Annotated in this window: 9 protein-coding genes; 5 read left to right on the plus strand and 4 right to left on the minus strand. The window is 47.3% G+C overall.

Annotation, left to right across the window (positions count from 1 at the left end; all coding sequences use genetic code 11):
* The first annotated feature begins 7 nt into the window (after nt 1-7).
* Nucleotides 8-1,126: a hypothetical protein gene (locus TSUB_RS22155; protein ID WP_087018015.1), complete on the plus strand. Its 1,119-nt coding sequence runs from the start codon at nt 8-10 to the stop codon at nt 1,124-1,126.
* Nucleotides 1,127-1,132: 6 nt separating this feature from the next.
* On the opposite strand, the gene TSUB_RS22160 is transcribed toward TSUB_RS22155, so the two are convergent.
* From TSUB_RS22160 to TSUB_RS22170, 3 genes are all read right to left on the minus strand, one after another.
* Nucleotides 1,133-2,950 (minus strand): ATP-binding cassette domain-containing protein, encoded by a 1,818-nt coding sequence (locus TSUB_RS22160; protein ID WP_087018013.1) that lies wholly within the window; start codon nt 2,948-2,950, stop codon nt 1,133-1,135.
* Nucleotides 2,947-4,299: a sigma-54-dependent transcriptional regulator gene (locus tag TSUB_RS22165; protein ID WP_087018011.1), complete on the minus strand. Its 1,353-nt coding sequence runs from the start codon at nt 4,297-4,299 to the stop codon at nt 2,947-2,949. Before TSUB_RS22165 ends, TSUB_RS22160 begins: the two co-directional genes overlap by 4 nt.
* A gap of 606 nt (nt 4,300-4,905) precedes the next feature.
* Nucleotides 4,906-5,256, minus strand: coding sequence for a YciI family protein (locus TSUB_RS22170; protein WP_087018009.1), 351 nt, complete (start codon nt 5,254-5,256; stop codon nt 4,906-4,908).
* A 361-nt stretch (nt 5,257-5,617) separates the two neighbouring features.
* Between TSUB_RS22170 and TSUB_RS22175 the strand changes: the two genes are divergently transcribed.
* The 4 genes from TSUB_RS22175 (at nt 5,618) to TSUB_RS22190 (ending at nt 10,710) form a co-directional block, all read left to right on the plus strand.
* Nucleotides 5,618-6,091, plus strand: a complete 474-nt coding sequence (locus tag TSUB_RS22175; RefSeq protein ID WP_087018007.1) for a hypothetical protein — start codon at nt 5,618-5,620, stop codon at nt 6,089-6,091.
* A gap of 119 nt (nt 6,092-6,210) precedes the next feature.
* Complete coding sequence (locus TSUB_RS22180; protein ID WP_087018005.1) at nt 6,211-7,059, plus strand: nitrilase-related carbon-nitrogen hydrolase; 849 nt, start codon at nt 6,211-6,213, stop codon at nt 7,057-7,059.
* A gap of 151 nt (nt 7,060-7,210) precedes the next feature.
* Nucleotides 7,211-8,644: a hypothetical protein gene (locus tag TSUB_RS22185; RefSeq protein WP_087018003.1), complete on the plus strand. Its 1,434-nt coding sequence runs from the start codon at nt 7,211-7,213 to the stop codon at nt 8,642-8,644.
* Between the two features lie 341 nt (nt 8,645-8,985).
* Nucleotides 8,986-10,710, plus strand: coding sequence for a PKD domain-containing protein (locus TSUB_RS22190; protein ID WP_087018001.1), 1,725 nt, complete (start codon nt 8,986-8,988; stop codon nt 10,708-10,710).
* A 58-nt stretch (nt 10,711-10,768) separates the two neighbouring features.
* Here TSUB_RS22190 and TSUB_RS22195 read toward each other — a convergent pair whose 3' ends face one another.
* The gene (locus tag TSUB_RS22195) at nt 10,769-12,094 is read right to left on the minus strand and encodes an RNA polymerase sigma factor (protein ID WP_246616480.1); all 1,326 of its coding nucleotides are present in this window, start codon (nt 12,092-12,094) and stop codon (nt 10,769-10,771) included.
* Nucleotides 12,095-12,105: the final 11 nt, after the last annotated feature.

Genomic DNA, 12,105 nt, shown 5'->3' on the forward strand with positions numbered 1-12,105 from the left:
AAAAGGAATGAATAAAAGTGCCTGCTTACGTCGAGGGATCAAGATTTATGATGATGCCTGGCATACTGAGCATCATTTCAGCGCGGAGGCACTCGCAGTCTGGTTGAAAGAACACGGCTTTACCTTCGTCATCCATATCTCATCATTCTTGGGTAGAGGCGCGAGCACGAAACCAGACCACCCTCAGTTCCATGATATTGAGCTAAGAAGCGCATTGAGCAATCAAGGTATTTTCTATTTTCTTTGCATGGATTTTGGCAATGATCTTTTAGAAACTCGCAGTAATCCTGATCTGATTGCGGTAGACCAATATGGTGATAGACAACAGCAATATGATTGGTATTTAGGTATCGTGCCCAATCAATCTAATCACCTTTCACTCAAGTGCGAACAGCTCCAAAATGCAACATTAGCGATTCAACCTGACGGCGTACACATCGGATTTATACGTTGGCCGGGATTTTGGGAAAATTGGCTCGCCAACTACAGTCGTAGCAACATGTCAGATTACAGTTATGACCCCGTCACACTTAGCCGCTTTCAAGAAGACAGCGATCATGACTTTGACCCATATGACGCGCCACGGGCTTTTGCGTATATCCAACAGCACTGCAAAGAAGAGTTTGTTCAGTGGAAGTGTGAATTGGTTCTCGCTTCTCTCACCGCTTTGGTTTCAAGCGCAAAGGCGGTATGCGGCAATGTTAAAACCGCCATCAATACGTTACCCTTCTTCCAAAGCGACTTTAATCAAGCGCATCGCGAAGTCTTCGGGCAAGATATCGCCTTGCTTTCACTGGTTGTCGATGTCTTTGAAGTGATGGCTTATCACCAAATTCTTGACCGAGAAGCCAGCTGGCCAACACGCATTAGCGAAGATATTTATTCGCGTGCCTTAGGCAACAGCGAAGTGATCAGTTCAACACAACTGCGCCCTTGGTACACCCAAGGTCTCCACGCTGAACATCGTCGTCGCCATACGTTGAGTGTAGGAGAAGCAATTGCCGCGATGGATGAACGGTGGCACTCGCCCATTTCAGGGCGTTGCATATTCAATCTCACCGATCTATTGCGATGGCAAAAAGCCACCGATGAAGGAAAACAGTTCTGCTATTACCTGCGCAGCTAACGCAGGTTAACCTTCGCTACGAGGGAACTGCACCGTAAATGTTGTTCCCTCCCCTTCTCTCGAATAACAATCAATGATGCCTTGATGAAGCTGTACAATGTGATCACAAATCGCCAGCCCCAAACCGCAATTATACTTATCGGCCTTGGTCGTAAAGAACGGCGTAAACAGCGCCTGCTGCACGTCTTGCGTCATACCGATGCCATTGTCCGTGATATCTAAACAGTCATAACCTTTACTGCGCCGCAAAACGAGCGATATCCGTCCTTTGTAGGGTGTCGATCCAGAACGAAACTGATTGGCAACGATCGCATCTAACGCATTCACAATTAAATTAATCAATAACTGCTTAAACTTATTTTCATCCGTCGTAATGTCATAGCTCGCTTGAAAGGGTAAGACAATCTCAACACCCGCCTTACTTATCCGATGTTGCAGCAACAAGATCACTTCACGGGTTAGGCTGACGACCTCAACTTGCCCCAAGGCTATCTGACTATTACGGGAAAAAGAGAGTAAGCTCTTGACAATATCGCTTATGCGGCGCACTTCGTTACCGATTCGCCCAACGCGTTCCAAGGCATCGGGCGGCAACTCGTAGTTTTTCAAAATCTCCAAGTAGTTATGCACCGTTGCCAAGGGATTATTGATTTCATGGGCGACACCTGCCGCCAACTGCGCAATCGTCGACGATTTCTCCGCTGACAACATGTATTGCATGGTCTTTTCGTGTTGCGATTTATCATGCAACATTACGATTGCGCCGAGATAGATTTGTTGACTGTCGTAGAAGGGGTAGACGCTGACGTCGATATAGCAAGATTCCGTGTACGGAAAAGTATCATAAGTCGCACTGCGACGTGCGCGCACATCCTCTGCAAGGCTATCGAGCTCTAGCATCTCGGCTAAAGCATTTAAGGTTAATGCCTCTACGTCACTGCGCGATAAACCTAGCAGCCTCGCGGCCGTGGTATTGGCGATATAGGCCTCATCCTCCGCATCAAAGATCACCACGCCAAGCGGTAGGTTTTTGATGATATTGTCATTGTAACGTTTGAAGTAGAAGAGCTCACGATGCTGCTTTTCCAACTCCTCTCGAGAAGTTGTTGCCACATAGGTACGATTAATCAACGTCACTTTATCAATGTCATTAATATTATCGGTCTCAACAAGGCATCCATCATTCAGCACGGATACCCTATCTGCAAGGTTAAAAATCTCTTCAATGCTGGTGGTAATAAACAATACCGCACTCCCCTGTGCGGCGAGTCGTTTCACCCAACGATAGACATGCTCCATCTCTGGCGCTGTTAGCCTGGATGAGACTTCATCCAAGATCAATAACTTGGGATTGAGTGAAATCGCTCTAGCTATCTCAATCCGGTGACGCTGAGATTTGCTCAACCGCTCAACGGGGATGGTCACATCACAATGGCAGTCCAGCTCCGCCAATATGCGACGTGCTTGTTCATTGAGATGTCGATAGTTAATCCCACCCCACCAGCGTGTCTCCAAACGTGTTTGAAAGATGTTTTCCATGGCGGATAAGGTGGGCATAATGCTTTCGTTTTGATAAACCGTCGCTATCCCTCTTTCGAGCGCTTGTGCGGGATTGTGACGCTCGATGGTTTCCCCATCGATAAATAGATTGCCCTCATCAGGCTGGCTCGCACCACTCAAAATTCTCACCAGCGAACTTTTTCCACTGCGATGGGCGCCCGTCAATGCATGAATTTCCCCCCCTTGTAGGGTCAAAGAAACATGGTCGAGCGCTTGTTCACTGCCATAGCGTAACGAAATGGAATGCAATACAATTTGCGTCATGAAAGCTGGTATTTCTTCATCCAGTTATAGAGCGTACGTCGGTTGACGTTTAAAAGTTGTGCCGCTTTAGATTTCACGCCATTTGCTTGTGTTAAGGCATCAATGATTTTTTGCCGCGAAACCGTTTCCATCATCTGATCATAATGATCTTGCCCCGATACCGCATCAAACGTCAGCGGAGAAGGCACAGGCTCAGCCAGCTTGATGGGGCGCTGATATTGCTGGGGTAAGTTTTCTATCTGCAATGACAACTGTTCATCATCACTAAAGATCACCGCCCTCTCAACACAGTTCGAAAGCTCGCGCACATTCCCGGGCCAATCGTGCGCTTCAAACAATTTCATCACTGCTTGGTTTACGGTGCGTAGCTGTTTGCCGTATTGTTCTGCATAACGCAGCAAGAAGTGTTTCGTGAGCACAGAAATATCGCCGACACGTTGCCTCAGAGGTGGCATCTCAATAGTGACAACAGAAAGGCGATAGTAGAGATCCTCACGAAACTGGGCATTATCTATATCACCGAGTAGTGGCCTATTCGTCGCGGCGACAATACGCGGGCTAACTTTTAACGTCTTGTCACTCCCCAGACGTTGAATCTCACCTTCTTGAAGCACCCGTAACAGTTTCGGTTGCACAGAAATATCCAACTCACCGATCTCATCCAAAAACAGCGTCCCGTCATTTGCCGCTTCAAACTTACCCGCGCGACTCCGTTCTGCCCCTGTAAAGGCACCTTTTTCATGCCCGAAAAGCTCACTTTCAATCAGCGTGTCAGGAATAGCGGCGCAGTTAACTTTCAAGTATTGGGATTGAAAGCGAAGACTGTGATCATGAATGAGCTGCGCGGCGAGTTCTTTACCTGTGCCACTTTCACCACAAATTAAAACGGGTACATCTGTCGCGGCAACTTGCTTAATTTCATTCAACACAGTGCGCACTTGCGGGCTAACGCCAATGAGTCCATGGCGACGATTCCCAAACACGGGCGTGGATTTCACAGCGTTCAAGTGGGTGTTAATCTCTTCGATGAGACGTGGAATATCCAACGGTTTGGTAAAATAGTTGGCGGCGCCAAATCGCATTGCCGCCACCGCACTGTCGACATTCGGATAGCCTGTGATCATCACAACGGGCGTGTCGGGATTTTTACGCTTAAATGCGGTCAGAATATCAAGCCCGTTGACGTCCCCCAAACGCACATCAAGTAGGAGCAAGTCAATTTGCGTTGCTTCGACATCCAATATACCTATGGGATTACTGCTATAATCGGCATCAATTCCTTTCGTTTTCAATAGTTCACAAAGCGAAACACACAACTCCACTTCGTCATCAACCACCCAAACGGCCATCACTACTCCTGCAACTATCTCAAGCGATGAAACAAAAACATTCAACGCTTTGCAGACACCAAAACGACATCGTTACTCTTCAGCTTATGCCTAAATAACGGCAAACGCTTACCAAAGAAATCAAATCAACAGAGCCAAGAATTTGGCGACACGTATTTTTAAAGAAACGAATAATCGGCATTCAACATCTTGGGCTACTTATCATTATCGCGCGCCATCAGGACTCTGGAGACACCATCGATGCGACTGAGATAAATGATAAGCATTGGACAATACGAGGTAACAACGTCGCTTGGGTATACTGCTTTAATGTAAATCCTAAATAAGTATATGCCCACAGACCTTAGTGAGAACGATCAATATCTCACAGCAATTAATATTTATATCAATTATTGGGCGAATGTATCATTTATGATGCATAGAGGATTGCAATTAGTCGACGTTCTATGCTTGTTAATCAATAAAAATCAGGAGGATAGGTGATGATTTGTACACTCGTTCCTACAATTGCGACGAGTACCAAAGTGATACTCGCCGCACAATAGTATTCAAGTCATGTTCGTGTCACTGATTCAGTCACAGGAACAAGGCTCATACACGAGACGCCTACCCCATACACATCACTTTGCGCACTTCTACTTCAATCTCCGGATGATTAAAAATGGGGCAAGCTTTGATAATTTCCATGAGCTGCTCGTCAGTCTCTGCTTTAACGAGCGAGAACCCTGATACCAACTCTTTGAACTCACTCGCCGCTATGTCTGTCACCATCCCTTCCTTGTTGACTCTGACGCCACCAAACTCAAGTGGCACACCACCATCAACAAGCTGATCTTTTGACCTTAACACTTCCATCCATTGCGTCCACTGCGCCATTGCCGCTGCCATCTCTTCTGGCGTCGTTTTCGCATGCCATTCTGGATCGCCACCTAAGTAAATCAACATATACGTGTTCATGTGTTGCTCCTTGTTTGAGGTTATGTTCACCTTATAGACGATCCAGAATCACTCACAGGGACATCTTTTGGTCTTTTTTTAAGAATTCTTCTAGAGACGCACTTACAACCGCCGTGGGAAACACGCTACGCAAACCTTTTCTCTCGCTGATCGCAACAGCATTGCCTGCGATTTTCACGCTATCACCAGAGACTTGGAGAGATACAACGTGATCTACTTCAAAAAATTTTTGCAGGTGCGAATGGTCAATTTCTCTCAGCTACAGCGTTTCTCCAATTGCAGAAAAGTTCATTCTCCTTGTTCGCGCTAACGGGTTAACGTGAAGCAACAAAACCAAAAACAATCAGAGAGGTACTGCGTTTTGCGCTTGCGTTCACTTCCTAACTGGCTAGGTCATTTCAACCACTGCTCCCCTTTTCTCACTCACTGTCGGGTTTGGATTGTCATTGCTATCCTGAGTTTCTCAGGCACAACCGTCGCTAACCAAGACGCCGCTTTGATCGATAGTTCACCCCTTGATGGTCTTCACATTAACAGTGAAGACATTGAGATTCGTCAGTTTGTATCAGGAAATGGCGACTGCGATATTCGTCAAGTCAACTTAGACTTATCATCGATCACTCAGTACTTTGATCGCGCAGCCAATGCCCCTGAGCGTGAACTGAAAACCGCTGAGAATGCACTTTATTGTTTCGTCTCTGGTGTCGCTCGCTATCAAGGTGATAGCGCCTGCTTGTGGCAGATCCATAGCGATACAACGGGCACGCTCAGTTGTAACAACAAAACCACCTACTTTCGTTGTAATACAGAGTCATGTGCCAAACTCTTCCCCTAATGAAATAGCCGTTTGCTACCCGCAAGCGGCTTAATAACGAGACACCCACGACAACGCACTTGTGTCGGCATCTGCTATGCTGGGATCAAACACATGCGGCTTGTTGCATGGGAGAAAATATGAATAATCTCGATTATCTTCGGGTCGGTATCGGCCAAGTTGCCACGTCTCTTGCTGACCTCAATGCCAATTTAGAAAAGCATCGCCAGTTCATTGATCAAGCCAACGCTCAACACATCGATCTCTTGCTCTTTCCTGAGCTCTCTCTTACCGGCTACAACCTCAAGCAGCAAACGCTCGATGTCGCATTACCCACATCTCATGAAATCTTTGACGAACTTGCCGCGATCGCGACCAATATGGCGGTCTGTGTCGGTTTTGTCGAAGAGGCTGCACCGGGCGAGTTTTACAACGCGCATGCCATCCTAAAACATGGCCAAATGATCCACTTACACCGAAAAATCAACTTGCCTAATTACGGCCCCTTCGAAGAAGGAAAATGGTTTAGTAAGGGGCAAGCGATTGAGAGTTCAGAACCCTTTCCCGGCTGGCGCACTCATTCATTGATCGGCAGCGATCTTTGGAACCCCGCTTTGCCACATATCGCGATGCTCGACAAACCATCTCTGCTACTGGCACCGATGAATAATGCAGAAACCTTGCTCGGCGACACATTACTGCCCTCACAAGGTTGGGAAACCAACACCAACTTCCTCAGTATGACCTATGGCGTACCTGTGCTGATGGCGAACAGTTGCAGCAACGAAGGCGAACTGAGATTCAATGGACACTCGCGAATTCTAAATGCCTACGGCGAGTGCGTTGCTGAAGCCGATAGACAAGAACAGCTCCTCGTTACTGAACTGGCACTGCGAGACATTCGTCAAGCAAGGTTCCAACTCCCCACCATTCGAGATGCCAATTCGGCATTAGTCAATAAGTTACTGAGAAATCGCTGCGACGAATGAAACATGCGATACCACATAGACAAAAGTAAGCGCCTGAAACCAGATGATATTTTTTCTGAAGTCGCTTATCATGTAACTGCAATGTAATTGCAACATATTAATGAGCGATTGATCACGATAAATATCACCTTTAAAGGAGCACCTCAACTCAGTGATAACGGTAGAAAAACGCGACGGTATGCAACTGCGTCTTACTCACGTACAGAGCGAAACAAAAGAACGCGAACTAGAAGTCTTCCTTTTTGTACCTGGTGAACTCGACCTTAGCCCGCATGTCCTCACTGAGGATGACTTTTACCACAGCGCTATTCACAGTAAACAAACGTACTACAGTAATAAAAACCTGCTCCCTCTCGTGCATAGCCGTCTCGCCAGCCGGGGGAAACTCTCCACTGAGCAATACCGTTTAAGTTTGAGCCTCTACGCCTATCAATATGTTTTAGCGTTAGAAAAAACGGCGCACAGTTTGCTCCATCACCCTTTTGTAGATAAAAAGCGTGATAATGTTGAAAGTGAGGACATGCTCGATGAAGCCTACGAGGCCAATGAGTATTGGGATGCGGTCATCGATGCCAAGCTGTTGGCAGAAAGTATTTTACGTAAGCTTCGCCGCAACATTCCAAGCGACAAAAAACTGCTCAAGTATTTCGAAAACATTGATAACTACTTGTCTTGGACGACCGAGCAGCAGTTTCTCGCCCTGATTGCGCACTTGCCCCGTGGCGATATGTACCCCGACATCAAAGATCAATTGATGGAGACAGTGCAATCTGAAAACCACTACCGCGAAGAAAAGCGCTATAACTCTCGGCATGCAATGCGTGATCCCACACGTATGTCGAACAAAATGCGCCTGTTACGCCGCTTGATTGAATACCCCGTGACACTGCGTGAGAAAACGACAGAACTGGGCGGCACCATGAATAAAATCGTGAAAGGCAGTGCGACCGCGATCGTCATGCTGTTCGTGTCCTATATGATTTTACAAGCGCAGTGGTTTCTAAAAGACGTTACCGCGCTGTTTATTGTCACGCTATCCGGTATTTATGCCCTTCGTGAAGTCTTCAAAGACGACTTGAAAAATGCACTTTGGCGTTGGATTCGTAAGGGTCGCCCTAAATGGCAGAAGACCTACTTCGACAGTACGTCCAGTACCCAAGTCGGTCGTAAGCGGGAATGGCTAGAGTATCTGGCTTACAACAAGTTGGACGAAACCATTCAAAAAGCGCGTCGCGGAAAAGTGTCGCAACGTGAAGAAGTCATTCTGCACTATAAAAGCGAATCCAAGCTCTCCATCACCAAGTTTCTCAGCGGTTATGAGCAAACCCGTGAAGCAATACTGTTTGACCTTCGCGCTATCGCACGTTTAATGGAGAAAGGCTCACAACGCATCTATCGACTCAAAGAAGACAAAGTCATCAAAGAGTCGGTTGAAAAGCGCCACCTCATTAATCTGATCACTCGCACCTTAGACGACAACGAAGAACCCGTGGTGCAACGATGGAAAATTGTGATGACACGCTCGAAGATCGTCGACATCGAGTCCATTGAACAAGCCAGTCCCTCGACACGCAGTGTAAAGTAATCTCGACAGCTGCCAATCTAAACCAACAAGAGTGGGATGTACGAATCCCTCACTCTTGTTGCCAAAGCAATAATCTCTGCTACTCATCGGTAAAACTGCAGAGATAATCGCCACACTCTTTCTATATTGCCATCGTATTACCCAGCATCATTCTCTTGAGCGATATCAACATTCACATGACGATGTAATCGATTTCTCAAATGAAGATGTCGCAGAGCCGAAATTTCATGAAAGAATTATGTCAAAGTTTTTATACCTTAATGCGTATTTTGTCGGCTGCACTAGTCTTTTTTCGTGCTGAAAATCAGCATCCCATTTAAAAAAGACTCAAGGAAAAAGTAATGACTAATCAATCATTAAATCAGAAAAAAGGAACCGCTCGTCGCTTATTCTCCCTCTCTTTACTCGCCGCGTCGCTGCTGCCTTTGGCAAGCTATGCTGCCAGTAGCGAAAAGATGGTTATCGCTGATCGCGCTGAGATAAATATCAATGTTACCAGTGCCCAACCGTATGAAAGTAGTCATACCAACCTGACACAAAAAACAACCCAAAACGGTGAAACCATTTGGGTGATCCATCAACCACAAGCCTCTTTCGTCAAAATCCACTTTGCCCAGCTAACGCTACCCGATGGCATGGCGATTGAACTCCTTAATCCAGACACCAACGAAAAACTCCACTATGGCGCGTCACTCAACACACCTAAAACTCAGGACACTGCACGCGGTGATGATGGGGTTGAGCGTTTTTCGGCGATGTCCATCGCTGGTGATACAGTGGAAATACGCCTTGTTGGTCAAGCAAACAATCAACAAACGGCACCCAGTGTGGTGATCGATTTTGTCCAGTTTGGTAAGCCGCAAGCCGAACTTGATACCTTAATGCAGAACAACACCCAAATGGATAGCGATGGTTACATCACGGAATCTATCTGCGGTACCGACCAAAAACGTGCAGTGGCCTGCTTTGCTGATAGTTACCCTACTGAAGTGAAACACGCAGACCCTGTCGCAAGATTGTTGATCAATGGTCGCAGCCTATGCACCGCTTGGCGTGTTGGTCCCGATAACTTGATGATGACAAACAACCATTGTATCGAATCCGCGGCGGAAGCAGCATCGACAGAAGTGTGGTTCAACTATCAACTCGCCGCTTGTGGCGGTAGCCGAGAAACCACGGTAAAGGTACAAGCCGACCAATTATTGAAGACCAATATCACCCTCGATTACACCTTGTTTAACGTCAAGAACTTCTCGCAGATTGCTGCCTTTGGTGCGTTAGGGTTAGATGTGCGTACGCCAGTCGCCAAGGAGCGCATTTTCATTCCGCAACATCCCGGCGGTCGCCATAAAGAACTCGGTATAACAACCGATCAAACGGGTACCTCATTGTGCCAAATCGACTCACCAGTCACCAACGGGAAAGGTTACAACACGGATACCGGATATCTCTGTGATACGGAAGGCGGATCATCTGGCTCTCCGGTGCTTGCCGCATCGAGCAATAAAGTGATCGCTCTTCACCACCTAGGTGGGTGTGAAAACCGCGGTGTGCTCATTGATAAAATCTGGCCTCAAATTAGCAGCTTTTTCCCCGCAGGTATTCCCGATGGCAGCATAGGTTCGGGGGGAGGCAGCACAAACCTGTCGCCTATCGCGGATTTCACATACCGTTGTAATGCGACCCAGTGTGACTTTGATGCATCGTCCAGCTATGACAACGATGGCACTATCACGGCTTACAGCTGGCAGTTCGGCAACGGCAGTACCGCATCAGGGCTCAATGCTTCTCATATTTATGTCACCGAGGGGAGTTACAACGTCACCCTAACGGTAACCGATAATGAAGGTGCATCAAGAAGCCAAACCCAATCCATCACCGTGAGCACTGGCAACGCAGGCAGTTGCAACGCCACCGCATGGAACAGCTCAGCAGTTTACCTCAAGGGTGACCAAGTCAGTTACACCGGCCACCTTTACGAAGCGAAATGGTGGACACAGGGCGATAACCCGCTAGACAACAGTAGCGAGTGGGCAGTTTGGATTGATAAAGGCGTTTGCCAATAGATAGCATCTAGCCACTAAAGACCAGAGCGCACCGCACGGGGTGCGCTCTAGATGATGATTATGCGCCAGCACGATGCGCAACCAACAAGCGCTCTATTTGCTGGTACATGACGGTCTGCTCTTGATCAGATCCGCCTTTTTCCGTGGATCGCTCGGCATGAAACAGCGCTTCACTGCGCTCACCTTGCATTGCGTAAAGGTGCGCGAGTGTCGCATCCAATAAATGGGAATGTTTTAACAATGGTGAAGTCATCAATGCGTTGACTTGCTCCAAGGCAAGCAGCACATCACCTCGATATCCCAATGCAATGGCGTAATGTAAGCGCACCAAATCTGAGTCTGTTATCTCAATGAGGTATCGATAACAGATCGCGATGGCTGACCAGTCAGTATCCGCAAACTCCGCAGCGGTGCAATGATGCTCAGCAATTCTTGCTTCATAAAAGAAACGCCCCCGCCGCTCTTTGGGTTGCTGCTCGGCACGTCGTAGCCAAACCATTCCTTGCAACACTTTCTCTTGCTGCCAGCGTTGCCTGTTTTGTAAGTTTAAGGGAATCAAGCGGCCTTGCGTATCAAAGCGGGCATCCGCACGCGACAAATGAAAATGCATCAAGGCCAACAGCGACATTGACTCGGCAGAGACAATATCTTTATTTGCCTTCATCGAACCCGCCACCTCTATGGTCGTTTGAAGTAGCGAAATGGCTTCTCGACACATGACCAGCTTTATTGTCGCGGTCTCCTCGCTACTGTAATAGCCTTCATTGAACAACAGGTATAGCACGGTATGTACGCTCTGTAAGCCTTGCTGAAAGTGCTCTGCATCTGGCAGTGTCTGGCTAGACGTTTTAAAAGCCTGCTTCGTACGAGCAATGCGTTTCTTCACCGTCTCTTCCGGCAACATCAACGCACTCGCAATCGCGCGAAGAGAAAGACCGCACAGCACGCGGAGAATGAAGGGGATTTGATTTTGTGGTCGAATATTCGGGTCACAACACGCAAAAATCATTCTGAGTTGCTCGTCTTGAATGAAGTGCTCATCGGTAAACGCAAGTTCAACCGTGTGCGCCATACTCCATTCGCTCTTCAACAATTCGGCGTGTTGTTCTGCTAACGTAATGTGTGTTTTTTGAGCACGAAGTCGATCTATCGCTTTACGTTTTGCTGTTTGAATCAACCAAGCTCTTGGATTGTCAGGAATACCTTCTTTTTCCCAATGTATTAGGGCTTTATGAAACGCATCCTGCATAATATCTTCTGCCAAATCGATATTGTGGTGGCCAAAGATACGCAGTAACGATGCCATGATGCGCGACGCATCCTCGCGGTAAACCTGTTCGCTAAATTCCGCGACAGTGATAGCCCTTTGCTGGTTTGCTGACACACAGTGCTCCT

Source organism: Thaumasiovibrio subtropicus (assembly GCF_019703835.1).
GTDB classification, from domain to species: Bacteria; Pseudomonadota; Gammaproteobacteria; order Enterobacterales; family Vibrionaceae; genus Thaumasiovibrio; species Thaumasiovibrio subtropicus.

Excerpts from the sequence above, each read along its gene's own strand:
- TSUB_RS22180 (WP_087018005.1), top strand. The coding sequence starts at position 6,211 with ATGAATAATCTCGATTATCTTCGGGTCGGTATCGGCCAAGTTGCCACG.
- TSUB_RS22190 (WP_087018001.1), top strand. The coding sequence starts at position 8,986 with ATGACTAATCAATCATTAAATCAGAAAAAAGGAACCGCTCGTCGCTTA.
- TSUB_RS22155 (WP_087018015.1), top strand. The coding sequence starts at position 8 with ATGAATAAAAGTGCCTGCTTACGTCGAGGGATCAAGATTTATGATGAT.
- TSUB_RS22170 (WP_087018009.1), bottom strand. The coding sequence starts at position 5,256 with ATGAACACGTATATGTTGATTTACTTAGGTGGCGATCCAGAATGGCAT.
- TSUB_RS22160 (WP_087018013.1), bottom strand. The coding sequence starts at position 2,950 with ATGACGCAAATTGTATTGCATTCCATTTCGTTACGCTATGGCAGTGAA.
- TSUB_RS22165 (WP_087018011.1), bottom strand. The coding sequence starts at position 4,299 with ATGGCCGTTTGGGTGGTTGATGACGAAGTGGAGTTGTGTGTTTCGCTT.